22 protein-coding genes are annotated in these 22,347 nt (G+C 67.4%); 10 read left to right on the forward strand and 12 right to left on the reverse strand.

Annotation, left to right across the window (positions count from 1 at the left end; all coding sequences use genetic code 11):
* Positions 1-20: 20 nt before the first annotated feature.
* From lysA to argH, 3 genes are all read right to left on the reverse strand, one after another.
* Positions 21-1,286, reverse strand: a complete 1,266-nt coding sequence (lysA, locus tag ROA7023_RS02930; RefSeq protein ID WP_085877515.1) for a diaminopimelate decarboxylase — start codon at positions 1,284-1,286, stop codon at positions 21-23.
* A gap of 68 nt (positions 1,287-1,354) precedes the next feature.
* Entirely contained in the window at positions 1,355-1,669 is a 315-nt protein-coding gene (locus ROA7023_RS02935) for a DUF2834 domain-containing protein (protein ID WP_085877685.1), read from the reverse strand.
* A 106-nt stretch (positions 1,670-1,775) separates the two neighbouring features.
* Positions 1,776-3,176 carry an argininosuccinate lyase gene (argH, locus tag ROA7023_RS02940; protein WP_085877686.1) on the reverse strand — a complete coding sequence of 467 codons (1,401 nt, stop codon included), beginning with the start codon at positions 3,174-3,176 and terminating at the stop codon, positions 1,776-1,778.
* Between argH and ROA7023_RS02945 the strand changes: the two genes are divergently transcribed.
* Complete coding sequence (locus ROA7023_RS02945; RefSeq protein ID WP_085877516.1) at positions 3,175-3,738, forward strand: TlpA family protein disulfide reductase; 564 nt, start codon at positions 3,175-3,177, stop codon at positions 3,736-3,738. The two genes, argH and ROA7023_RS02945, sit on opposite strands and share 2 nt — an antisense overlap.
* A 51-nt stretch (positions 3,739-3,789) precedes the next feature.
* Here the strand turns inward: ROA7023_RS02945 and ROA7023_RS02950 are convergent, their stop codons facing one another.
* The gene (locus tag ROA7023_RS02950) at positions 3,790-4,359 is read right to left on the reverse strand and encodes a YqgE/AlgH family protein (protein ID WP_085877517.1); all 570 of its coding nucleotides are present in this window, start codon (positions 4,357-4,359) and stop codon (positions 3,790-3,792) included.
* Positions 4,360-4,463: 104 nt separating this feature from the next.
* Between ROA7023_RS02950 and ROA7023_RS02955 the strand changes: the two genes are divergently transcribed.
* Positions 4,464-5,270 carry a protein-disulfide reductase DsbD domain-containing protein gene (locus tag ROA7023_RS02955; RefSeq protein WP_085877687.1) on the forward strand — a complete coding sequence of 269 codons (807 nt, stop codon included), beginning with the start codon at positions 4,464-4,466 and terminating at the stop codon, positions 5,268-5,270.
* Positions 5,271-5,400: 130 nt separating this feature from the next.
* Here ROA7023_RS02955 and ROA7023_RS02960 read toward each other — a convergent pair whose 3' ends face one another.
* The 5 genes from ROA7023_RS02960 to ROA7023_RS02980 all read right to left on the reverse strand — a co-directional run bounded on the left by ROA7023_RS02960 (position 5,401) and on the right by ROA7023_RS02980 (position 12,789).
* Positions 5,401-8,811 carry an efflux RND transporter permease subunit gene (locus ROA7023_RS02960; protein ID WP_085877518.1) on the reverse strand — a complete coding sequence of 1,137 codons (3,411 nt, stop codon included), beginning with the start codon at positions 8,809-8,811 and terminating at the stop codon, positions 5,401-5,403.
* A 3-nt stretch (positions 8,812-8,814) separates the two neighbouring features.
* On the reverse strand, positions 8,815-10,272 hold the full coding sequence (locus ROA7023_RS02965; RefSeq protein WP_085877519.1) for an efflux RND transporter periplasmic adaptor subunit: 1,458 nt from the start codon (positions 10,270-10,272) through the stop codon (positions 8,815-8,817).
* A gap of 201 nt (positions 10,273-10,473) precedes the next feature.
* The gene (locus ROA7023_RS02970; protein ID WP_085877520.1) at positions 10,474-10,980 is read right to left on the reverse strand and encodes a hypothetical protein; all 507 of its coding nucleotides are present in this window, start codon (positions 10,978-10,980) and stop codon (positions 10,474-10,476) included.
* The gene (locus tag ROA7023_RS02975; protein ID WP_085877521.1) at positions 10,977-11,939 is read right to left on the reverse strand and encodes an acetyl-CoA carboxylase carboxyltransferase subunit alpha; all 963 of its coding nucleotides are present in this window, start codon (positions 11,937-11,939) and stop codon (positions 10,977-10,979) included. Before ROA7023_RS02975 ends, ROA7023_RS02970 begins: the two co-directional genes overlap by 4 nt.
* 187 nt (positions 11,940-12,126) lie before the next feature.
* Positions 12,127-12,789 carry a hypothetical protein gene (locus ROA7023_RS02980; RefSeq protein WP_085877522.1) on the reverse strand — a complete coding sequence of 221 codons (663 nt, stop codon included), beginning with the start codon at positions 12,787-12,789 and terminating at the stop codon, positions 12,127-12,129.
* 160 nt (positions 12,790-12,949) lie between these two features.
* Between ROA7023_RS02980 and ROA7023_RS02985 the strand changes: the two genes are divergently transcribed.
* Positions 12,950-13,702 (forward strand): VPLPA-CTERM sorting domain-containing protein, encoded by a 753-nt coding sequence (locus tag ROA7023_RS02985; protein ID WP_159458427.1) that lies wholly within the window; start codon positions 12,950-12,952, stop codon positions 13,700-13,702.
* Between the two features lie 22 nt (positions 13,703-13,724).
* Here the strand turns inward: ROA7023_RS02985 and ROA7023_RS02990 are convergent, their stop codons facing one another.
* Complete coding sequence (locus ROA7023_RS02990) at positions 13,725-14,681, reverse strand: L-malyl-CoA/beta-methylmalyl-CoA lyase (RefSeq protein ID WP_085877524.1); 957 nt, start codon at positions 14,679-14,681, stop codon at positions 13,725-13,727.
* A gap of 192 nt (positions 14,682-14,873) precedes the next feature.
* Between ROA7023_RS02990 and dgcN the strand changes: the two genes are divergently transcribed.
* The 3 genes from dgcN to ROA7023_RS03005 all read left to right on the forward strand — a co-directional run bounded on the left by dgcN (position 14,874) and on the right by ROA7023_RS03005 (position 17,823).
* Positions 14,874-15,875 (forward strand): N-acetyltransferase DgcN, encoded by a 1,002-nt coding sequence (dgcN, locus tag ROA7023_RS02995; protein WP_085877525.1) that lies wholly within the window; start codon positions 14,874-14,876, stop codon positions 15,873-15,875.
* Positions 15,876-15,941: 66 nt separating this feature from the next.
* On the forward strand, positions 15,942-16,889 hold the full coding sequence (gene dgcA / locus ROA7023_RS03000) for an N-acetyl-D-Glu racemase DgcA (protein WP_085877526.1): 948 nt from the start codon (positions 15,942-15,944) through the stop codon (positions 16,887-16,889).
* Positions 16,890-16,965: 76 nt separating this feature from the next.
* Positions 16,966-17,823, forward strand: a complete 858-nt coding sequence (locus ROA7023_RS03005) for a D-amino-acid transaminase (RefSeq protein WP_085877527.1) — start codon at positions 16,966-16,968, stop codon at positions 17,821-17,823.
* A 726-nt stretch (positions 17,824-18,549) separates the two neighbouring features.
* On the opposite strand, the gene ROA7023_RS03010 is transcribed toward ROA7023_RS03005, so the two are convergent.
* Both ROA7023_RS03010 and ROA7023_RS03015 read right to left on the reverse strand, forming a co-directional pair.
* Positions 18,550-18,861, reverse strand: a complete 312-nt coding sequence (locus tag ROA7023_RS03010; RefSeq protein ID WP_085877528.1) for a DUF1244 domain-containing protein — start codon at positions 18,859-18,861, stop codon at positions 18,550-18,552.
* 22 nt (positions 18,862-18,883) lie between these two features.
* Entirely contained in the window at positions 18,884-19,627 is a 744-nt protein-coding gene (locus ROA7023_RS03015; protein ID WP_085877529.1) for an N-formylglutamate amidohydrolase, read from the reverse strand.
* 133 nt (positions 19,628-19,760) lie between these two features.
* Between ROA7023_RS03015 and pyk the strand changes: the two genes are divergently transcribed.
* From pyk to rplT, 4 genes are all read left to right on the forward strand, one after another.
* Positions 19,761-21,206, forward strand: coding sequence for a pyruvate kinase (gene pyk / locus ROA7023_RS03020; protein WP_085877530.1), 1,446 nt, complete (start codon positions 19,761-19,763; stop codon positions 21,204-21,206).
* Positions 21,207-21,240: 34 nt separating this feature from the next.
* Complete coding sequence (locus ROA7023_RS03025; protein ID WP_085877531.1) at positions 21,241-21,465, forward strand: hypothetical protein; 225 nt, start codon at positions 21,241-21,243, stop codon at positions 21,463-21,465.
* Positions 21,466-21,696: 231 nt separating this feature from the next.
* Positions 21,697-21,897 (forward strand): 50S ribosomal protein L35, encoded by a 201-nt coding sequence (gene rpmI, locus ROA7023_RS03030; RefSeq protein WP_085877532.1) that lies wholly within the window; start codon positions 21,697-21,699, stop codon positions 21,895-21,897.
* 12 nt (positions 21,898-21,909) lie between these two features.
* Complete coding sequence (gene rplT, locus ROA7023_RS03035) at positions 21,910-22,269, forward strand: 50S ribosomal protein L20 (RefSeq protein ID WP_085877533.1); 360 nt, start codon at positions 21,910-21,912, stop codon at positions 22,267-22,269.
* The last annotated feature ends 78 nt before the right edge of the window (positions 22,270-22,347 follow it).

Consider the following 22,347-nt stretch of genomic DNA (forward strand, 5'->3'; position numbering starts at 1 on the left):
CAACCCTCAAGCTAGGGCGCTCAGAGCCATGGGGGAAGGGTATCTCGCGCAATCATCTCGTCAAAGGTCGGTCTTGCGCGGATAACTGCGAATTGATCGCCGTGCACCAGCAGCTCGGGCACCAGGGCGCGCGAATTGTATTCGCTGGCCATCACCGCGCCATAGGCCCCGGCCGACCGGAACGCGACCAGATCGCCCTCGGCCATCGCAGGCATCTCGCGGCCCTTCGCGAAGGTGTCGCCGGATTCGCAGATCGGCCCGACGATGTCGTAGGGCCGCGTCTCGGCCCCCGCGCCGGGTTCCCTGACCGGGACGATATCGTGCCAGGCATCATACATCGCGGGCCGGATCAGGTCGTTCATCGCCCCGTCGAGAATAAGGAAATCGCGCCCCTCGCCGTTCTTCACGTAGATCACTCGGCTGAGCAGGATACCGGCGTTGCCCGAGATCAGCCGGCCGGGCTCTATTTCCACCTCGCAGCCCAGATGGCCCACGGTGCGCCGGATCAGCGCGCCATAATCCGTCGGCAGCGGCGGCACCTCGTTCGACCGGGTGTAGGGGATGCCCAGCCCGCCGCCCAGATCCAGCCGCTCGATCACGTGACCATCCGCCCGCAGCGCCTCGGTCAGGTCGGCAACCTTGCGGTAGGCGGCCTCGAACGGGGCGAGCTCGGTCAGTTGGGAGCCGATATGGACGTCGATGCCCACGACCTTCAGGCCCGGCAGGGCGGCGGCCTCGGCATAGACCTCGCGGGCCCGGGCGATCGGGATGCCGAACTTGTTCTCGGATTTGCCGGTGGCGATCTTGGCGTGGGTCCTGGCGTCGACATCGGGGTTCACCCGCACCGTGATGGGGGCGACCTGGCCCAACGAGACGGCGACCTCCGACAGGGCCCGCATCTCGGGCTCGCTTTCGACGTTGAACTGGCGGATTCCGCCCTCGAGGGCCATGCGCATCTCTTCGCGGGTCTTGCCGACGCCTGAAAAGACGATCCTGTCGCCGGGCACGCCGGCCGCCCGGGCCCGCGCGTATTCGCCGCCCGAGACCACGTCCATCCCCGCGCCCTCGGCCGCCAGAAGCTTGAGGATCGCGATGTTCGACAGGGATTTCATGGCGAAGCAGACCATGTGCGGCATGCCGGAGAGCGCCTCGTCGAACAGCTTGAAATGCCGCAGCAACGTGGCGGTGGAATAGACATAGGCCGGGGTGCCGACCGCCGCGGCGATGTCTTCCAGTGCCACGTCCTCGGCCATGAGCCGACCGTTGCGATACTGAAAATGATCCATGGTCCGTCCTCCGGATCGGCGCCCGACCCAAAACTTGCGCAGTCAGAAAAGCCCGGGGGGCGCGGCCCTCAGACCGGTCGCGTCCTCAGGAAAAGGTAGAGCGGCAGACCGCAGCTGACACCGATGCAGAATGTCGCCGGGATCGCCACGAGCGCCAGCCAGTTCTTGCGGACCCAGACCTCGGCGATGATCCAGATCGTCAGCGCGATGGCCGCGATCGTCAGATCCCAGACCAGCCCCGTGGTCGAGGCGTTCACGTACCAGGCGTCGATCAGGCTGCCGAAGGACCAGTCGTTGGCCCGTAGCCAGGTGACGAACCAGAACATCGGGTGGATCGCCCCCCAAAGCGCCAGCGCGAGGTAGATCATGCGTATGAACGACATCATTCAGCTCCCAGAACGGGGGGGACAGGGCCGGGTCCGCCGGCGGGCCGGACCGGGTCGCCGTCGGCGCCGCAGGCGGCCAGCAACAGCAGCAATGTCACGATTCTCATCCCAGCACCTCGCGCCAGCGGGCGGCCTGGCGGCGGACCTCTTTGGGCGCGGTGCCGCCGTAGCTGACCCGCGAGGCCACCGAGGCATCGACGGTCAGGACGCCGAACACATCCTCGGTGATCGCGTCGTGGACGTCCTGCATGTCGGCGAGCGTCAGGTCGGCAAGGTCGCATGCCTTCGCCTCGGCCATGGCCACCAGGGCGCCGGTCACATGATGCGCCTCGCGGAACGGCAGGCCGAGCGCCCGGACCAGCCAGTCCGCCAGGTCCGTCGCGGTAGAGAACCCGGACGCGGCCGCCGCCCGCAGGGCGTCGCGGTTCGCGGTCATGTCGGCCACCATCCCGCCCATCGCCCGCAGCGCCAGCAGCCAGTTGTCGGCGGCGTCGAAGACCTGCTCCTTGTCTTCCTGCATGTCCTTGGAATAGGCCAGCGGCAGCCCCTTCATCACCGTCATCAGCGCGACGTTGGCGCCGAAGATGCGCCCCAGCTTGGCGCGCAGCAGCTCTGCCGCATCCGGGTTGCGCTTCTGCGGCATGATCGACGAACCTGTCGACCAGCGGTCCGACAGACGCACGAACCGGAACTGCGCGGACGACCAGATCACCAGCTCTTCGGCCAGCCGCGACAGGTGCATCGCCGAGATCGACGCAACCGCCAGGTATTCCAGCGCGAAGTCCCGGTCCGACACGGCATCGAGCGAATTGGCGCAGGGGGCGGCAAAGCCCAGCGCCTCGGCGGTCATTTGGCGGTCGATGGGGAACGAAGTGCCGGCCAGCGCCGCGGCCCCCAGCGGGCATTCGTTCATCCGCGTCCGCGCATCGCGCAGGCGCGACAGATCGCGGCCGAACATCTCGACATAGGCCATCATGTGGTGGCCCCAGGTGACCGGCTGCGCGGTCTGCAGATGGGTGAACCCCGGCATCACCCAGTCTGCCCCGGCCTCGGCCTGGTCGAGGCAGGCCCGCATCAGCGCCAGAAGGGCGTCCTCTGCCATGTCGCATTGCTCGCGCACCCAGAGGCGGAAATCGGTCGCCACCTGGTCGTTGCGCGACCGGCCGGTGTGCAGGCGCTTGGCGGGGTCGCCGATGATCTCGGTCAGCCGCGCCTCGACATTCATGTGGATGTCTTCCAGGGCGGTGGAAAAGGCGAAGCTGCCGGTCTCGATCTCTGACAAGACGGTGAGCAGCCCTTCCCGGATCATCTCGGCATCACTATAACTCAGGATACCTGTGGCGGCCAGCATGGCGGCATGGGCACGCGACCCGGCGATATCCTGCGGGGCCAGCCGCCTGTCAAACCCGATCGAGGCGTTTATCGCCTCCATGATCGCATCGGGACCTTCGGCAAAGCGGCCGCCCCACATCTGGTTGGACTGGGTATCTGAGGGAGACGACATGAGGAAGGGCCCCGGCATGAGCTTCAAGACTGCGCTGCTTTATACGGGGCTGGCCCTCGTTGCAAACACCGCTCTCGGCGATATTTCGGATCTGCGCGATGGGGACATGCGCAAGCTGGCCGTTCACGCGGAGCCGATGGCGGTGTCCGACGCCGCCTTCGAGGCCGAGGACGGCAGCCCCGTCACCATGGCCGATCACGCCGGCCAGATCGTGTTGCTGAACTTCTGGGCGACATGGTGCGCCCCCTGCCGCGAGGAGATGCCCGCGCTCTCGGCGCTTCAGACCGATTTCGGCGGAGAGGATTTCGCGGTCGTCACCGTGGCGACGGGGCGCAATCCGCCGCAGGCGATGGCGCGGTTCTTCGACGAGATCGGGGTAGAGAACCTGCCCCTGCATCGTGATCCGACCCAGAGCTTTGCGCGGGAAATGGGCGTCCTGGGCCTGCCGGTGACGGTGATCCTCGACCGCGACGGCCAGGAGGTTGCCCGGTTGCAGGGCGGGGCGGACTGGGACACCGAAAGTGCCCGCGCCATCGTGGCGGCCCTGATCGACGGGGATTGACCGCCGAGGGGCGCAGGCCATCGGCCTCGGCCCGCCGGCAAGCCCCGATCGTCAGGCCCGCCCGGCCGCGTCCGACAAGAGCAGCGGATCAATGCCTAAGGATTTCATCGCGGCCGTCCATTTGTGCTCGTTCGCGCGGCCGAACACGATGTCGCGCCGGGCCGGGCAGGTCAGCCAGCCGTTGGAGGCGATCTCTCCCTCCAGCTGGCCGGGGCCCCAGCCGGAATAGCCCAGCGCCAGCAGAGACGAGGTCGGCCCGCGGCCCTTGGCGAGCTCTTCGAGCACGTCGAGGGTGGCGGTGAGGCCGACGTCGTCATCCACCGGCATGGTCGCCCCTTCGGAGGCGTAGTCGGTCGAATGCAGCACGAAGCCCCGCGCCCCTTCGACCGGGCCGCCGTAGTAGACCCGAATGTCGCGCGTCTCGGGGCCCGGCACGATTTCGAGCTGGTCGAGAAGGTCGGGGAAGTTCACCTCGGGCGTGGGCTTGTTCACGATCAATCCCATGGCCCCATCCTCGGAATGGGCACACAGGTAGATCACGGCGTGATCGAACCGGGGATCGCCCATGCCGGGCATGGCCACCAGAAGGCGACCGGCGAGAGAGGTGGGCTCTGGTGTCATACCAGAATGATGTGGTGCCGGGGGGCAACTGACAAGGGCGAGAAGCGGAAAGCCTCGCCGCAACGTGACTTTTTCTTTCCGTGCGGCGGTTCTATCGTCCCCGCATGCTTCGCAGTCTCGCCCTCGCCTGCGGCTTTCTGGCCGCCGCCGCGTCTCCCCTGTCCGCACAAAGCGCGGTGCCCGAGGGCGTGGTCTCCGTGCGGCTTCTGCCCGGATGGCGGACCGATCGGGGCACCCATATGGCCGGGTTGGAAGTGACCCTCGCGCCCGGGTGGAAGACCTATTGGCGTGCGCCGGGGGATGCGGGGATTCCGCCGCTGTTCGACTGGGGGCGGGTCGAGAACGTGAGCGGCGTGCAGATGCACTGGCCCGTCCCCGAGGTCAGCCACAGCAACGGCATGCGGTCCATCGGCTATGCCGGCCATGTGGTGATCCCGATGGAGTTCACGACCCCCGCGGACGGTGTCGCGGCCCGGCTGTCGGGCGAGGTGGAGATCGGCGTCTGCGCCGAGGTCTGCATTCCCGTCCGGCTCTCGGTCGCGGCGGAGCTGCCGCCCGGGGCCGGGCACCGGTCACCGCAGATCCTCGCCGCGCTGGTCGACCAGCCGGTGTCGGGGGCCGATGCCGGCGTCACCTCGGTGCGCTGCCGGCTGACGCCCACGACCGACGGGCTGCGCTTGCAGGCCGAGCTGGGGGTGCCGGCGATAGGCCGCACCGACGATGTCGTGATCGAGGCGGGGGACCCGCAGGTCTGGGTGTCCGAGCCGGTCACCTCGCGCAGCGGCGGTGTGCTCTCGGCCGAGGCCGACCTCGTTCACATCGACGGCGGCGCGTTTGCGCTGGATCGGTCCGCCTTGCGCTTCACCATCCTGGGCCGCGACCGGGCCATCGACATCCGGGGCTGCGACTGACCTTTCGGGTTGGCGGTCTCTGTCGATCCGGCGGTGGTCTTTCTGGCCTGTGTCGGATGCCTCCGGCGGGAGTTTTTCGGCCAAGATGAATGTCTGGTCGGGCCCTTCGGGGTGCCGGCCTCCGGCTGTCTCAGGTCTCGTTCGGGTCGGCACTCCGATAACCGCGGGTGATGCCGAAGGCGAGGGCCGCGACGACGTAGAGCGCCAGCAGCACTGCCCCGAGGCTGGCCGCGAAGAGGGCAAGCTGGCGGGACGTGCTGTCGATGTCGAAGGGCAGGGCGTTCGCGAGGGCCGGCCAGGGCGTCCCGAACAGGATCGTGTGACCGAGGGTGGCGCCGAACAGGGCGAGGGCGGCGAAGCCCCCGGCCAGGGCCGGCCAGGTTACGGCGGCCGTCTGTGCGCCGAAGGCGCGGCGCGCCGCGCGGGCCTGTTTGCCGATGTCGGACTGGATCGCCATGAGCGCCGGCACGACCATCAGCACGAGGACCATGCCGAAGCCCAGGCCGAAAACCAGCGTGACCACCGTGGGCTTGAGGAATTCCGCCTGGCTCGATCCCTCGTAGAGCAGGGGCGCAAGGCCCAGCACCGTCGTGAGCGTCGTCAGCAGGACCGGCCGCAGGCGGTCCGCGGTGCCGTCGACGATGGCGGGGATCAGCCCGCGATCCTCGGCGTATTCGTCGATGGTCGTCACCAGCACGATGGAATCGTTGATGATGATCCCGATCATCCCGATCAGCCCGACCACCGAGAAGATCGACATCGGGATTTCCCAGACATTGTGCCCCATTATGGCCCCCACGAGGCCGAAGGGGATGATGGCCATGACCACGATCGGCCTGGTCCAGCTGGAGAAGATCCAGGCCAGCGTGAGGAAGATGCCGGCCAGCACCAGCGTTATCCCTGTCCGGGCGTCGGCCATGAACGCCCGTTCCTGTTCCGCGAGGCCGGAGAGGCGGGTCTGGATGCCATGGGTTTCCTCGAGTGCGGGCAGGATGTCGTCGCCGATGATCTGGTTGATCTCGGAGGCGCGGTCGGCGTCGTCGTCGGTCAGGTCTCCGGTCACCGAGATCAGCAGGATCCCGTTCTCGCGCCGGATCGTCGAGAAGCCGGTCCGGCTGTCGACGGTGACGATGTCGGCCAACGGCACGTAGACCCCGCCCGGGGACCGCATCTGGGTGCGGTCGAGAAAGTCCGCCGTCAACTCTCCGTCCGGAAGCTCCACCCGGATCGTGGCGGAGCGGGCGCCGGAGGGATAGCTGGCCGCCTCGATACCGCCGAGGCGGTCGCGCAGGGTGTTGCCCAGCCCGTCGATGGTAAAACCGAGCGCCTGGCCCCTTGGGGTGAGCGAGAGGATCAGCTCTTCCTTGTCATAGGCCAGGTTGTCTTCGACCGCCGTGATCTCGGCGAATTGCAGAAGCTCGGACTTGAGGTCCTCGGCCGCGGCCTTGAGCTCTTCGGGATTGGCGCCGAAAAGCTGAATGTCGATGTCGTCCCCGCCCGGTCCCTGGCCCCAGGAGCGGAAGCTGACGGTCTCGGCCAGCGGGTGCTGAACCACCTCGTCCTGCAGCGCCGAGACGAAGGCGAAGCTGGAATAGGGGCGCAGGTCGGCGTCGATCAGCTCGATCGAGACCGAGCCGAGCTGGTCGGCATCCTTGGTGTCGGAGCCCGAGATCGCCCGCCCGGTGTTGCCGCCGACCTGGGCGATGGCGTAATCCACCGGATTGGTGCCGTGTTCCTCCTCATAGCGGGCGCCGAGAGCCTCGACCGCGCGCTGCATCTCTCGCATCATCTCGAGCGTGTCCTCGCGGGTGGCGCCGGGAAGCATCGCGAAATTGCCGGTGACGGAGCCCTGTTCGGGCGAGTTGAAGAACCGCCATTGCACATCGCCGCGGACCAGCAGGGCGGCCTGCCCGCCCAGCACCAGCACCATCCCGGCAAAGACAGGGTAGCGCGCCCAGATGACCAGGCGCATGAAGGGGCGAAACAGCGTGTCACGGACCCAGTTGAAGCCCCGGTTCACGAGCCGTGAAGGGATGTCGTACCAATGGTTCTTGTTCGCGGCGGCGACCGCGTGGCTCATGTGGTTGGGCAGGATCAGAAAGCATTCGGCGAGGGACGCGATCAGAACGGCGATCACGGTGAAGGGGATGTCGGCGATCAGATCGCCGAAGGTGCCGCCAATTGCCACCAGTCCGAAGAACGCGATCACGGTGGTCACCGTTGCGGAAAACACCGGCAGGAACATCTTCTTGGCCGCGTTCTCGGCCGCCTCGACAGGGCCCTCGCCCAATCGCCTGACGCGGAAATCGGCGTGCTCGCCCACCACGATGGCGTCGTCCACGACGATGCCGAGCGTGATGATCAGCGCGAAGAGCGAGATCATGTTGAAGGTCAGCCCGGCCATGTACATCACGAAGATCGCCGCGCACATGGCCACCGGGATGCCCGCCGCCACCCAGAACGCGGTGCGCGCGTTGAGGAACAGGAACAGAAGCGCCACGACAAGGCCGAGCCCCATCAGCCCGTTGTCGATCAGGATGTCGAGCCGCCCGGTGATGTAATCTGCCCGGGTGCGGATCAGGTCGATCTGCACGCCGGCGGGCAGGTTGGCCTGGAATTCACGCGCGGTTTCCTCGACCAGCCGCTGCAACTGTATCGTGTCGCCCCGTTCGGAGCGCGCGACGCTGACCGTGATCGCGGGGTCGGATCCGACGAAATAGGCCTGTTCCCGGTCCACGCCGAGCGATGTGATCGTGGCGATGTCGCCGATGGTCAGCTCCGACCGGTCGGGGTTGGAGCGCAGGACGATCCCCGCGATCTCCTCGGGACTGCGCTTGGCGGTGCCGGTCCGGACCCGGGCGGAGCCGGAGACGTCGCCGGCAGGGTCGGTGTCGGCCTCGGCACGGATCGCCTGCGCGATTTCGGACAGGGTGACGCCATGTTCGATCAGCGCCAGGGACGGTACCTCGATCAGCGTCGAGGGCGCGGCAATGCCCTGGATCGTGGTCTGAGTCACGCCCGCCTGGAACAGGCGCAGAGTGAATTCATCGGCGAACCTTGCCAGCTGGTCGGTGCCCACCGGCCCGCGGATGACCACATCCGTCACCCGGTCGGTCCAGCCGCCCGAGCGGACCTCGGGGTCCTCCGCTGCCTCGGGCAAGGACGAGATCGTGTCGACCGCGGCCTGCACGTCCTCGGTCGCCTTTTCGATGTCCCAGCCGGGTTCGAATTCCAGCGAGATGCGGCCGCGCCCCTCGGTCGAGCGCGCCTCACTGTCGGTCACCCCTTCGACGGCCAGCAGCACAGGGGACATGACCTGCACGACGGCCCGGTCGACATCCTCCGCGCCGGCCCCGTCCCAAGAGACGCTGACGGTGACGCTGTCGACCACGATGTCGGGAAAGAACTGGGCCCGCATGTTGGGAACGGCCCAGAGCCCCGCGCCGATCATCAGCACCAGGAACAGGTTGGCCGCGGTCCGGTGCCGGGTGAAATAGCTCAGGATGCCGCGCGGGCGGTCGGTTCTGCGGGCGTCGGCCATGGATCAGCTCCCCATCCGGCTTTCGAGCCGGGCAACCACCTCGGCAGACACTTCTTCCTCTTCCAGCTGCGCGAGGATCCGGGACTTCGCCTCGTCCGGCATCCGCGAGCCTTCGACGAAGGCCTTGAGGCGCGCCCTGCGGTCGGGCTCCAGCCGCAGGGTCTGCGGACCCTCCGGCAGGGCCGAGGCGCCGCCCGGCAGGATCGGCCGCACCTTGATCCCTGCGCCCAGAAGGGGCGAGCGTTCCGCGACGACCATCGACCCGCCCAGATCGGTGCCGCGGACGATCACATCGTCCCCCTGCCGGCGCAACAGCTCCACCTGGGCCAGTTCCAGTCGCTCGCCCTCGCCGACCACAAGCACGGTGCCGTCGGCGGCGACCGCGGTCGCCGGCAGACGCGCCACCCGCTCCAGCGCGGGCTCTGCGATGGTCACGGTGACGAAATCCCCGGGCCGGAACGCCGGCGCGGCGTCAAGCCGCGCAAACAGCAGCCGCCCGGTCTGACCTTCGGCGACCCCGGCACTTTCCCGGCTGAGCACGCCGCGGGCAGTCAGATCGACACCGGAGACGTCGAGCGTCACGGTCACCGGGGATTGCCGAAGGGCGCCCTCCGCATCCAGCAGCCGCGCGTATTGCGAGGTCGAGACCCGGAACGCCACCTCAAGCCGGCTCGGGTCGATCAGCTGCGCCAACAGCTCGTTCGACGTGATCCGCCCTCCTTCGATCACCGAGACCCCGGACAGGGTGCCGGCAAAGGCCGCCCGGATCTCGGTGTCGCCAAGGGTCCGCTCGGCCTCGTCGAGGTCGATGCGAATGCGGGACAATTCGGTCTGGGCGGAATCGATGCGCGCCTCGGCCTGCGCGACCGATTGGCGCCGCGACAGCACGGCGGCCCGCGCGGCCGACGCCGCAAGCTCCGCATCCTCCAGCGCCGCCGCGGTGACCACGCCCCGGCCGGCCAGGTCGCGCTGCCGCTCCAGGGCCTGCGTGCGCAGGGTCACCTGGTCCTCGGCGGCGGCCAGCTCGTCTTCGGCCAGGTTCAGCGCCCGCTCGGCGTCGCGCACCTCGGCCAGGCCGTCCTGCAGATCGGCCTGAGCGCGGGCAAGCGCGGATTGCGCATCGGTCGGATCCACCCGCAAGAGCACCTCGTCGGCCGCCACGGTGCCGCCTTCGACAAAATTGTCGGCCACCGAGACGACCGTCCCGCCCACCGAGGCGCGAAGATCAAGCGTCCGCTGGCTGCGCAATTCGCCGAAGACGTCGAGCTCGGGGATGATGGATTCCGGAGTGAAATCGACCACGTTGACCGCGATGACCCGCTCGCGCTGCGGAAACGCCCGGGGCTCGGCGTTCATACGCGTCTCGACCGCGTCGAAAACGGTCCGACCGGCCAGCGCGAAAAGCGCCAGGGTGACAGACAGCAGGAAAATGCCGACAAGACTGCGGCGCAAGAATCTCATGAAAGTGTCCCCGGCTTCATGGTCAAACCACCCTGACGCATAGAAGTAGTCCAGCACGACATCGATTCAACGACGGGGCGTTCTGTTTCCGTCGCCCGCAGTGAGAGTTCCCTGGTCGTCAATGCGGCCCCTTCTTCTGGTTTCAAATATCCCGGGGGTGAATTGGACCGGCACGGGCCAAGAGGGGGCAGCGCCCCCTTGTTACCCGATCGGACAATCCATGACCTCGAGCTGGATCGCGAAGGTCGTCGCGGGTTCGTATTTCTGTCCGCCGACGTCGATGTAAAGCCGAGCGCCCTCTACGAAGAGATCCGCGTCCGACAGGGTTCCCGTGCTCAATTCGGTGTCGACCCGGGCAGAGCGGAACAGCACGCAATCGACGAGGAAATCTAGAACATATCCATTGAAACCGATTTCGGGGAAATACGCCGTGCTGTCCGGCGGGTAGCGGATGACGACCCGGTCGTCCGAGATGTCCACGTAGGCCGGGACGATGTCCCAGCCGTTCTGTGGCCCTTCCTGCTCCAGCCCGTATTCGAGCCCGGGGCCGACCTCTGCGACATGGCGCGCACCTTCGAAGATCGGCTTGTCGCGGTCGTCCTCATAGAGCAATGCGCCGAACGTGACGGTGCGGCCCTCAAGGCCGCCGGAGGTCTCGCCCAGCGCCGGCGCCGCCAGCAGCAGCGCGAGGGCCAGACCCCGGATCACGCAGCCAGGCCTCTGGTCCCGAGGCCAAGATATTTCTTGCGTCGATTGTCGCGCAGCGCCTTGCCGTCCTGACCGGTGAGTTCGGACAACATGGCGCCGATCGCCTTGCCCACCGCGTCGATCGTCGCCGCGCGGTTGCGATGGGCGCCACCGGTCGCCTCGGGGATGATCCGGTCGCAGACGCCCAGTTCCGCCAGGTTCTGCGCGGTCAGTCGCAGCGCCTCGGCCGCCTCGCGCATTTTCTCGGCGTCCTTCCAGAGGATCGAGGCGCAGCCCTCCGGCGAGATTACCGAGTAGATCGAGTGCTGCAGCATCGCCACGCGGTTCGCCGTGGCGAAGGCGACGGCGCCACCCGATCCGCCCTCGCCGATGATCACCGAGACCAGCGGCACCTGCAGCCGCAGGCAGGTTTCGGTCGCCCGGGCGATGGCCTCGGACTGGCCGCGCTCTTCGGCGCCCTTGCCGGGATAGGCGCCGGGGGTGTCGACGAGGGTCACCACGGGGATGCCGAAGCGGTCGGCCAGGTCCATCAGGCGGATCGCCTTGCGATAGCCCTCGGGGCGGGCCATGCCGAAATTCCGCTCGATCCGGCTCTTGGTGTCGTTGCCCTTCTCGTGGCCGATGACCATGACGGGCCGCCCCTCGAGCCGGGCGAGCCCGCCCATGACCGCATCGTCGTCGGCGAAATTGCGGTCGCCGGCCAAGGGGGTCCACTCGGTGAAGAGCGCGTCGATGTAATCCTTGCAATGGGGCCGCTCGGGGTGCCGCGCCACCTGGCATTTGCGCCAGGGCGTGAGATCGGCATAGAGCGACTTGAGAAGGTCGGCCGCCTTCTTGTCGAGGCCCTTGGCCTCGTCCTCGACATCCATGCCTTCGGTCGTCCTGGCAAGAGAGCGCAGCTCGGCCGCCTTGCCCTCAATCTCCGCGAGGGGTTTTTCGAAATCGAGGTAGATGGTCATGAAGAGTCCCGGGGTGAACGCGTTGGAAGGCTATATGGCGCGTTGGCCGGTCTGATGCAACGAATCCGGGACAACCGAGCCCGGGCGCGGCGGGCGGCCCTGTATGAGCAGGGTTCGGGATGGTCGGTGACGCTCGCCGGTCCCTGCCGGGACCGACATCGCCCCACCCACCATCCCTTGGTCGCGCCTAGTCGATGCCGAAGCGCCGATCGACGAGATCGGCGAAGGTCTCGTCGAAGCGGCTATCCGCGATACGGCTGAGTTGGTAATAGACCGTGCCGATGGGCTGGGGCAGCTGGACGTCCAACATCAGGAAACCGTCCGAGCAGGTGTAGCCGATCGCGGGGGTGAAGCCGCCGATTTCGGTGACGGCGAAGCCCGCCGCCCCGCGCGTGCCGTCCGACGCTGTCATGTCCATGTTCAGCAGCGGGGGCGTGACCTCGAGCGTGCAGAAGGACAGGGTGCCGCCATCGCCCCAGATCCGTCCGACCTCGGTGCCGATCGCCAGATCGGTGATCAGCACGCTGATGCCGTCGCCATCCTCGTCGTCGATCAGGGTCGTCGCGTTCGTCGCGAAGGGGAGCGTCACGTAGAGCCCGTCCTCGTAGATCGTGAGGCCGAGCGCGGGGGGCACGTCGGGCAAGACATCCACGCCCGGCATCCGCTCCAGCGCGTCCCGGACCGCCATGCCGGCCGTGTTCTCTCCGATCCAGTTGCCGACAAGACAGGGATCCGGCGCCGGCAGGTCACCAGCGCAGATGCCCTGTGCCGTGGCGGACCGGGGCAGGAGGGTGGCGGCCGCGAGGATAGCGACCCGGGCCGTGAGTCGGATGATGTGGGTGGTTGTCATTGGCAATCCTCCTGCGCAGGGGTCGGATCAGGATAGCATGGATGCAGGGCCTCGTCGCAGTGTGAAACGGGCGACCTGTCATTGCCGATGGGTGCGGGGTCTTGACGTCGGGGGAATTTCCATAGATCACTCGATAAATTGTAGGGTGAGGAGATCGACGATGAAACGAGCCATTTGTATTGGCGCAGTATTGGCAGCGATCGCCACAACGCCGGTCACTGCGATGCCGATCGATCCGACGATCGGGACCGAGGGGGACCTCGCGGATTTCGGAACCAACGTGACCTTCTCGGGGTCCGGCATCCCCACATCCCCGGCCAACTACGGCACCTTCACCGATATCGCGGGGAACGAGCTGTTGCTCGGGATCCTTGCCACCCGACGTTATAGTGCTGCCCCTACGCCGGTGTCCGATAGTGACGGCACCTATTCGGTTCAACCCGGACTCGCTGCCGCTGGTTCAGACCCAACTCCCCGTGCGCTCTGGAACTTCAGCTTCTATGCAGAGCTTTTCCCCGCAACGGGAACCGGGCTGCTGCTGGAGAACATCGGCCTGAAGCTGTTCTACGACCTCGACCCGACCGCGGCTACCGACCGCGACGACATGGGAATCATCGACCTGTCCGGCCTTTTGACCGGGACGGGCGGGAACATCGTGCAAGCAAGCCAGAACGCAACATTCGGCTACCTCACCACCGGAGACCCGGGGGTGACGGCGCCGACCGTGTCCGCGTTCAATGCCAACGGCGGTGAATACAGCTTCTTGCTGGCGGCGTCGAGCTTTACCACGGCGGCCGCGACCGGAATCGGCATGAACGTCGCGCCCGTGCCGGTGCCTGCGACGTTTGGAATGCTGCTGGCCGGTCTGGCCGCCTTTGCCTTCGTCGGCCGCAGACGGCGGGTAGCCGTCTGACTGATAGCGTGATCGCGGGCCACTAGCCCGCGATCATCTCTGACTGCCGGACGATGACCTCGGCCTGCTTGATCGAGGCGATGTCCACCAGGCGGCCCTTGTAGACCGTAGCCCCCTCGCCCCGTGCCTTCGCGGCCTCCATCGCAGCCAGGATCTCTCGTGCTTCGGCCACAGCGGCCTCTGTCGGGGTGAAGACCTCGTTCGCCAGGGCGACCTGCCTGGGGTGGATCGCCCATTTCCCGACCATCCCGAGCGTGGCGGACCGGCGGGCCTGGGCGCGGAAGCCCTCGTCGTCGGAGAAATCGCCGAAGGGACCGTCGACCGGCAGGACGCCGTGGGTGCGGCAGGCGGCGACGATCGCGGCCTGAGCCCAGTGCCAGGGGTCGGAATAGTGCCGCGCCCCGTCGTGCAGCATGTAATATTGTTCCTGGGTGCCGCCGATGCCGGTGGTGGCCATGCCCATGGAGGCCGCAAAATCCGCGGCCCCGAGGGACATCGCCTGAAGCCGGGGCGAGGCGGCGGCGATCTCTTCTACATGGGCGATGCCGGCGGCGCTTTCGATGATGACCTCGAAGGCGATGGGGCTGTCGCGGCCCATGGCCCGCTCCACCGCCGTCACGAGCGCATCGACGGCGTAGAGGTCCGCGGCGCAACCGACCTTGGGGATCATGATCTGGTCGAGCCGATCCGAGCCCTGCTCCAGTAGATCGACCACGTCGCGGTACCACCACGGCGTGTCGAGGCCGTTGATCCGGACCGAGAGGGTCTTGGTCCCCCAGTCGACGTCGCGGGTGGCGGCGATGATGTTGGCGCGGGCGCTGTCCTTGTCGCTGGGGGCAACGCTGTCCTCGAGGTCGAGGTTGATGACGTCCGCGGCGGACCCGGCCATCTTCTCGAAGATCGCGGGGCGCGAGCCGGGGCCGAAGAGTTGGCAGCGATTCGGACGGGCGGGCGGCGTGGGTTGTCGTCGAAAGGACATGGGCAGGTAATCTTTGTTCGTTTCAGGTTTAGTTGTGGTTATTATCTTGCGCAGGGCGAGGCAAGGCTCTTTTGCAGGTGCAGAAACATTCGGGCGGGCCGGGATGAGCGTCCGACCCGGCGGCAGGCGGTTGCCACGGGGGGCGGTCCGTGATGGATTCCTCGAAACCCGAGGCCGAAGGACGAGACCTGCATGATCAAGACACCTTACCTGTTGTTTCTGGGCGATGCGCCCGACGCGCTGGCGGCGAAGGTGGCGCAAGGGATCCGCGACTGGCGCCCGGAGAACGCGGTCGGCCAGTTCCGCCTGCCCGGCTGCAAGGCCGACCTGCGGTTGCCTAACATGACGCTGGACGAGGCGCGGAGTGCCGGGGCGCAGACCCTGGTGATCGGTGTCGCGAACCGCGGGGGGGTGATCTCCGAGAGCTGGATGGAGGTTCTGGTCGCTGCCGTAGAGGCCGGGTTCGACATCGCCTCGGGGCTGCATACGCTGCTGCGCGACCAGCCGCGGCTGGTGGCGGCGGCGGAGGCCAACGGGCGGCTGCTGCACGACGTCCGGCTGCCCGCGGTCAAGTATCCGATCGCCGATGGCGTGAAGCGCACGGGCAAGCGTTGCCTTGCGGTGGGCACGGATTGCTCGGCCGGCAAGATGTACACCGCGCTGGCGATGGATGCCGAGATGCGGCGCCGGGGGCAGAAGTCGACGTTCCGGGCGACCGGCCAGACCGGCATCCTGGTGACCGGCGAGGGCGTGCCGCTGGACGCGGTGATCGCGGATTTCATGGCCGGGTCGATCGAGTGGCTGACCCCCGACAACGACGCGGACCATTGGGACCATATCGAGGGCCAGGGGTCGTTGTTCCACGTCTCTTATTCCGGGGTGACGCTGGCGCTGATCCACGGCGGCCAGCCCGACGCGCTGATCCTTTCGCACGAGCCGACGCGGACCCACATGCGGGGGCTGCCCGGCTATGCGCTGCCATCGCTGGAGGCCCTGCGGGACACCGCGCTGCCGCTGGCGCGGGTCGCGAACCCGGCGTGCCAGGTCGCTGGGATCTCGGTCAATACCGCCGCGCTGGGCGAGGACGAGGCGCTGGCCTGCCTGAAGGAAATCGAGGATCGGATGGGCCTGCCGGCCGCGGATCCGTTCCGCCAGGGGGCGGGGCGGCTGGTGGACGCGCTGGCGGCGATCTGACGGCGCGTCTGGCCGGTGGCGGAGCCTCCGGCGGGGATATTATCAAGGCAATGAAGGAGCGGGCGCTTGCGTGTTGAAGCCGAGAGTTTTCGTCTGGCGGAGGCGTTCACGATTGCGCGGGGGTCGCGCACCGAGGCGCGGGTCCTGACGGTTCATGCCGGGCAGGGCCGGGGCGAATGCGTGCCCTATGCCCGCTATGGCGAGTCGCTGGAAAGCGTGGCGGCGCAGATCGCCGACCTCCCGGAGGCGATCGACCGGGCGGATTTGCAGGACGCCCTGCCGGGCGGCGCGGCGCGGAATGCGGTGGATTGTGCGTTGTGGGACGCCGAGGCCAAGGCGGCCGGGCGTCGCGTCTGGGAGATGGCGGGGCTGGCGCGGCCCGGGCCGGAGGTGACGGCCTATACGCTGTCGCTCGACACGGCGGAGAAGATGGAAGCGGCGGCGGCGCGGCATGCCCATCGGCCGTTGCTGAAGATCAAGCTGGGGGGCGAGGGCGACATGGCGCGGCTGGAGGCCGTTCGGCGCGGCGCACCAGGCGCCCGGATCATCGTCGATGCCAACGAGGGCTGGACCGCCGAGATCTATTCGGAGCTTGCGCCGCACATGGTGCGGCTTGGGGTGGACATGGTCGAGCAGCCGCTGCCCGTGGGCCAGGACGAGATCCTGGCCGAGATCGCACGGCCCCTGCCGGTCTGTGCCGACGAAAGCTGTCATGACCGGGCCTCTCTGCCCGGGCTTCGGGGCAAGTACGACATGGTGAACATCAAGCTCGACAAGACCGGCGGCCTGACCGAGGCGCTGGCGCTGAGGGCGGAGGCCGAGGCGTCGGGGTTCCGGATCATGGTGGGCTGCATGGTGGGCTCGTCCCTGGCGATGGCGCCGGCGGTCCTGGTGGCGCAGGGGGCCGAGGTCGTGGACCTCGACGCGCCGCTTCTGCTGGCGGAAGATCGCGCCACGCCGCTGCTCTACGACGGGGCCGGCGTGCATCCGCCGGAGGCCGCGCTCTGGGGGTGAGGGCCGGCCATCGTCTTGGGGCTTGACCCCGGGGCGCGATTTGAGGACCACGCGGAAGATCCAGAGGAGAACCGCCATGCGCACCGTCTATGTCAACGGCCAGTATCTGCCCGAGCAGGAGGCCAGTGTTTCCATCTTCGACCGCGGGTTCCTTTTTGCCGACGGCGTCTATGAGGTGACGAGCGTCCTGGGTGGCAAGCTGATCGACTTCGACGGCCACGCCCGGCGGCTGCAACGGTCCCTTGGCGAGATGGAGATGCGGGCCCCAGTGGAGCGGGGCGAATTGCTGGCGATCCACCGGGAACTTGTCACGCTGAACGAGATCGAGGACGGGCTGATCTATTTGCAGGTCACGCGCGGGGCGCCGGCGGACCGCGACTTCGTCTATCCCGACGAGGACGTCGCGCCGACAATCGTGCTGTTCACCCAGTCGAAGCCGGGGCTGGCCGATTCGCCCGCCGCCCGGGCCGGGATCAGCGTCATCACCATCCCCGACGCCCGTTGGGGGCGGCGGGACATCAAGACGGTGCAACTGCTCTACCCATCCATGGGCAAGATGGCAGCGAAGAAGGCCGGGGCGGACGATGCCTGGATGGTCGAGGACGGACAGGTGACCGAGGGCACCTCCAACAACGCCTATATCGTCAAGAACGGTGCGATCATCACCCGGCAGCTGTCGACGGAGATCCTGCACGGCATCACCCGTGCCGCGGTGCTGCGCCTGGCGCGAGAGGCGCAGATGACCGTGGAAGAACGGGGGTTTACGCCTGATGAGGCGAGAGAGGCGGACGAGGCTTTCGTAACCTCGGCCTCGGCTTTCGTGATGCCGGTGGTGAAGATCGACGGGGTCGCGCTGGGCGAGGGCACCCCCGGCCCGGTGGCGCGGCGGCTACGCGAGATCTACCTCGAAGAAGCCCTCAAGATCGCGATCTGAGAGGTGGAAACGCAGAAGGCCGCAGCCAATGGGCCGCGGCCTTCTGGCGCCGCTGGGTCGGGCGGCGCCGCACTGACCGTCCGGGCATGCGCCACGCCCGGCCATTCAGGAGTTCAACGACGGACCGGCAATTCCTTGGGGGTGTCCGGCCCGCCAAGTCGAACATGGACAGGGAAAGTGCCGTGATCAAGGCACTTGCCATCACGAGAACGGGAAATCTGTGGCGCGGCCGTGCTTCTGGCCGCGGGAGACCGTCAATTCACGATCGGCGCGGTATCGGCGCGGTGCAATTTCCGGGGACATCGGGAGCGTTGGGGCGTGTCGGGGGAGTTTTCGGGCTGTCGGGAAGGCGTTTGCATCACGGTCCGGCGCGGCGCCCTCGAGGGATGAGAGGATCCCGAGGAGGGGAGGGCGCAACGCGCTTTCCATGCTGTCGTTCCTTAGGCGTCAATGGCCTTTGCCAGATCCGTCCTACGGAAGAAAAGCTACGAAATCGGGATCAATCGTGTCAAACTTTAGGCGGTTAGCGTTTCCAGCCCGGCCACAGGCGGCATGGCCGGCGGTGATTGTTCAGCGCCATGGGGGCAATATTGCCCTATTCTGACGGGCCCCGTCGTCGGGATGCCGTCATTCGCCGCGAATCGCGGGGGCGTGGATCGCAATGTGACCGGCGTTGACCGCGGGCGCCTGCGGCGGGCGTGCCTGCCCGGACGGCCACGGTGACGGCTAGTCGCGAGAGCCGACGTTGCGCTCGAAGCTTTCCTGAAAGGCGGCCCGCTTGTCGGCATCGGCCTCGGGCTGGGCGCTGCGCCACTGGTCGTAGGGCATGCCGTAGAACGCCTCGCGCCCCTCTTCCTTGGTCATGGCGATGCCGCGCTCGGCGGCGGCCTCCTGATACCAGCGGGACAGGCAGTTGCGGCAGAAGCCGCCGAGGTTCATCAGATCGATGTTCTGAACGTCCGCGCGGTCCTCCATCAGGTGCTGGCGCAGGCGGCGGAAGGCGGCGGCTTCGAGTTCGATGCGGGTCTGGTCGTCCATGTGGATGTCCTTTCTTCGGGCGTCAGGCGGGGTCCATGTCGGCGCGGGCCGCCAGGAGCAGGGGGGCGAGGCGCTCGGCCCAGGCCCGCTGGCCGGCGGGCGTGTCGATCAGGTCGTGGCGCAGCTCGATCAGGGCGTTGGGGCGGCCGTGGCGCAGGGCGTGACGGTCCACCGCATCCCCGGGCAGGTGGCCGGGGTAGGGCTGGTTCTCGCCGGTCACTATGTCCCGTTGCGCCATCAGCCGGTCGATGAAGGGGCGGGAGAACCGCTGATCCCAGGCATGCAGGATACCGATATGCCAGGGCCGCGGCGCCCGGCCGTTCAGCCGCGGCGTGAAGCTGTGGACCGCGACGTAGATCGTCTGTTCGCGCCGGGCGGCGAGCCGGGCGATGGCGTCGTGATAGGGCGCATAGAGCGCGGCCTTGCGGCGGGCGACCTCTTCGGCGTCGACATGGCGGTTGGCGGGAATGATCGTCCCGTCATAGAGTTTCATCACCAGGGTCGGGTCGGTGTCGCCGCGGTTCGGATCGATCACCAGCCGCGAGAAATTCGACAGGACCGCGGGCGCCCCGAGCAGGTCGGCCAGGTGCCGGGTGACCCCGGCCGCGCCGATGTCATAGGCGATATGGCGCTGCATCTCGGACGGGGGCAGGCCGATGTCGCCGCCGGCCACCGAAGGCGGGACCCGGTTGCTGGCGTGGTCGCAGGTCAACAGCCACGGGGAGTCTGCGTCCTGGTTGATGATCTCGTAGGCAGTATGGGGCATGCTTGCTTCATTCGCTCGTCTGTCGACATAGGCCAGTTGTCGGCGGAATGGAATTGGGCAATAAGGGCCGCGACTTTCGCGTTAGCGATAACGGGCCTGAGCGCCCCACGAGACAATTGAACGGAGACCTCCCATGAAACGTCAGCGCAACGTCAAGATCGTCGCGACCCTGGGTCCGTCGTCAAGCACCTACGAGATGATCAAGGCGCTGCACCTTGCCGGGGCGGATGTCTTCCGCCTGAACATGAGCCACGGCGACCATGCCGAGATCCGGGCGCGGCACGAGATCATCCGGCAGGTCGAGAAGGACGTGGACAGCCCGATCGGCATCCTCGCCGATCTTCAGGGGCCGAAACTGCGGGTCGGCACCTTCAAGGATGGCGAGGCCGAGCTGGTGCCCGGCGCGTCGTTCCGGCTGGACCTGGACGATGCCGAGGGCGACGTCACCCGGGTGAAACTGCCGCACAAGGAGATCTTCGACGCGCTGGAGCCGGGCTCCACCCTGCTGGTGAACGACGGCAAGATCCGGCTGAAGGTCAAGGATTGCGGGCGCGACTTCGCCGATTGCGAGGTCGTGGTCGGGGGCATCATCTCCAACCGCAAGGGGGTGAACGTGCCCGACGTGGTGCTGCCTCTGGCGGCGCTGTCGGACAAGGACCGCAAGGACCTGGAATTCGTGTGCGAGTTGGGCGTGGACTGGCTGGCCCTGTCCTTCGTGCAGCGGGCGGCGGACGTCCTCGAGGCGCGCGCGCTTGCCAAGGGGCGGGCCAACATCCTGTCAAAGATCGAAAAGCCCGCGGCCGTGAGGGCCTTCGAGGAGATCCTGGACGTGTCGGACGGGATCATGGTGGCGCGGGGCGACCTGGGTGTCGAGCTTCCGGTGCAGAACGTGCCGCCGATCCAGAAGCAGCTGGTGCGCAGATGCCGTGCGGTGGCCAAGCCGGTGATCGTGGCGACGCAGATGCTGGAAAGCATGATCGAGAGCCCGATGCCGACCCGCGCCGAGGTGTCGGACGTCGCCGCAGCGATCTACGAGGGCGCGGATGCCACCATGCTCTCGGCGGAATCCGCGGCGGGCGATTACCCGATCGAGGCGGTCACGACCATGGACAACGTGGCGATCGAGGTGGAATCCGACCCGACCTACAACGAGATCATGAAGGCCAGCCGATCGGTGCACCGCACGACGGTCGCCGACGGCGTGGTGTCTGCCGCGCGCGAAATCGCCGAGGCGACCAACGTGCTTGCGATCTGCTGTTTCTCGGAGAGCGGGACGACCGCGCTTCTGATCGCGCGGGAGCGGCCGGAGGTCCCGATCATCATGATGACGACCCAGCGCAACACGGCGCGGGCGCTTTGCCTGACCTGGGGGGTGAACCCGGTGATGACCGGCGACCTCGACCGGTTCAAGACGGCCGTCGTCTATGCGGTGCGCGCGGTTCAGAGCATCCTTGGCGCCAAGCCCGAGGACAATATCGTCGTCGTCGCCGGCGTGCCGTTCAACACGCCCGGCTCCACCAACATCCTGCGGGTCGCGCCCTGCGAGGAAAGATTGATCTTCCGCCAGGAACCCGGTTAAACTCATGGTCCGATAGGGCAGTGTAGAGGCGGGCATGGACTCGGACCTGGTCTTTGTCATCGGTATCATCATCCTCGCCTTTGCGATCCCCGCGATCGTGAGCGCGATATCGGACGGCCGCACCCCTCGCGGAGCCGCCCTGATGATCCTGATCGGCGGCGGGCTGACGGCCCTCGCAGTGAATCAACAGCCGGGCGGATTCCAAGTGAGCGAGATCCCGGACGTCTTCGTTCGCGTCATCGGACGCTATCTGAACTGACCTGACCGCCCGGAAGGTTGCGGAGCGCGGTCCCTTGCGGGCCCGCGCACTGGTTTGCCTCGGGCTCTGCCATGGGCAGAGCTCTGCGGGCCGCGCAGTTTCCGCCGCCGCGCTCCGCCGGACCGTCTTGCCAACGGTCCGCGGGGGCACTATAGGGCACGTTCAAACGTCGCGGCCGGCCATCAGTGGCATGCCGAGTCGCGGCCAAACGGCACCAGTCAGGAGACCGAAATGCCCAAGATGAAGACGAAGTCGAGCTGCAAGAAGCGGTTCAAGGTGACGGCCTCGGGTCGGATCAAGGCCGGTCAGGCGGGCAAGCGCCACGGCATGATCAAGCGCACCACCAAGTTCATCCGCGATGCGCGCGGGACCACCACGTTGTCGAAGGCTGATGAGCAGATCATCAAGCCGATGATGCCCTACGCGCGTTAAGGAGCCAGACCCATGCGAGTGAAGAGCGGAACCGTCACCCACCGTCGCCACAAGAAGGTCACGGATGCAGCCAAGGGCTATTACGGCCGGCGCAAGAACACCTTCAAGGTGGCCAAGCAGGCCGTCGACAAGGCCAACCAATACGCTACGCGCGACCGCCACGTGCGCAAGCGGAACTTCCGCGCGCTTTGGATCCAGCGGATCAACGCCGCGGTGCGCTCGATCGACGAGAGCCTGACCTATTCCAAGTTCATCAACGGCCTGTCGCTGGCCGGGATCGAAGTGGACCGCAAGGTTCTGGCCGACCTGGCCGTGCACGAGCCCGAAGCGTTCGGCACGATCGTCGAAAAGGCCAAGGCCGCGCTGGCCTGAAGCCGATCATATCTGACCGAAAGGCCGCGCCCCCGAGCGCGGCCTTTTTCGTTCGGGAGAAGGTTCCGGGGCCGGAGA

The sequence above is a fragment of the Roseisalinus antarcticus genome (assembly GCF_900172355.1).
Taxonomy (GTDB): domain Bacteria; phylum Pseudomonadota; class Alphaproteobacteria; order Rhodobacterales; family Rhodobacteraceae; genus Oceanicola; species Oceanicola antarcticus_A.

Bases quoted from the DNA above. Each gene is read 5' to 3' on its own strand.
- ROA7023_RS02935 (WP_085877685.1), bottom strand. From the start codon at position 1,669: ATGTCGTTCATACGCATGATCTACCTCGCGCTGGCGCTTTGGGGGGCG.
- argH (WP_085877686.1), bottom strand. From the start codon at position 3,176: ATGTCGTCTCCCTCAGATACCCAGTCCAACCAGATGTGGGGCGGCCGC.
- ROA7023_RS02985 (WP_159458427.1), top strand. From the start codon at position 12,950: ATGAAACGAGCCATTTGTATTGGCGCAGTATTGGCAGCGATCGCCACA.
- ROA7023_RS03025 (WP_085877531.1), top strand. From the start codon at position 21,241: ATGGACTCGGACCTGGTCTTTGTCATCGGTATCATCATCCTCGCCTTT.
- ROA7023_RS03010 (WP_085877528.1), bottom strand. From the start codon at position 18,861: ATGGACGACCAGACCCGCATCGAACTCGAAGCCGCCGCCTTCCGCCGC.
- ROA7023_RS02965 (WP_085877519.1), bottom strand. From the start codon at position 10,272: ATGAGATTCTTGCGCCGCAGTCTTGTCGGCATTTTCCTGCTGTCTGTC.
- dgcN (WP_085877525.1), top strand. From the start codon at position 14,874: ATGATCAAGACACCTTACCTGTTGTTTCTGGGCGATGCGCCCGACGCG.
- ROA7023_RS03015 (WP_085877529.1), bottom strand. From the start codon at position 19,627: ATGCCCCATACTGCCTACGAGATCATCAACCAGGACGCAGACTCCCCG.
- ROA7023_RS02975 (WP_085877521.1), bottom strand. From the start codon at position 11,939: ATGACCATCTACCTCGATTTCGAAAAACCCCTCGCGGAGATTGAGGGC.
- lysA (WP_085877515.1), bottom strand. From the start codon at position 1,286: ATGGATCATTTTCAGTATCGCAACGGTCGGCTCATGGCCGAGGACGTG.
- ROA7023_RS02980 (WP_085877522.1), bottom strand. From the start codon at position 12,789: ATGACAACCACCCACATCATCCGACTCACGGCCCGGGTCGCTATCCTC.
- rpmI (WP_085877532.1), top strand. From the start codon at position 21,697: ATGCCCAAGATGAAGACGAAGTCGAGCTGCAAGAAGCGGTTCAAGGTG.
- ROA7023_RS02960 (WP_085877518.1), bottom strand. From the start codon at position 8,811: ATGGCCGACGCCCGCAGAACCGACCGCCCGCGCGGCATCCTGAGCTAT.
- ROA7023_RS02945 (WP_085877516.1), top strand. From the start codon at position 3,175: ATGAGGAAGGGCCCCGGCATGAGCTTCAAGACTGCGCTGCTTTATACG.
- pyk (WP_085877530.1), top strand. From the start codon at position 19,761: ATGAAACGTCAGCGCAACGTCAAGATCGTCGCGACCCTGGGTCCGTCG.
- rplT (WP_085877533.1), top strand. From the start codon at position 21,910: ATGCGAGTGAAGAGCGGAACCGTCACCCACCGTCGCCACAAGAAGGTC.
- ROA7023_RS02950 (WP_085877517.1), bottom strand. From the start codon at position 4,359: ATGACACCAGAGCCCACCTCTCTCGCCGGTCGCCTTCTGGTGGCCATG.
- ROA7023_RS02955 (WP_085877687.1), top strand. From the start codon at position 4,464: ATGCTTCGCAGTCTCGCCCTCGCCTGCGGCTTTCTGGCCGCCGCCGCG.
- ROA7023_RS03005 (WP_085877527.1), top strand. From the start codon at position 16,966: ATGCGCACCGTCTATGTCAACGGCCAGTATCTGCCCGAGCAGGAGGCC.
- ROA7023_RS02990 (WP_085877524.1), bottom strand. From the start codon at position 14,681: ATGTCCTTTCGACGACAACCCACGCCGCCCGCCCGTCCGAATCGCTGC.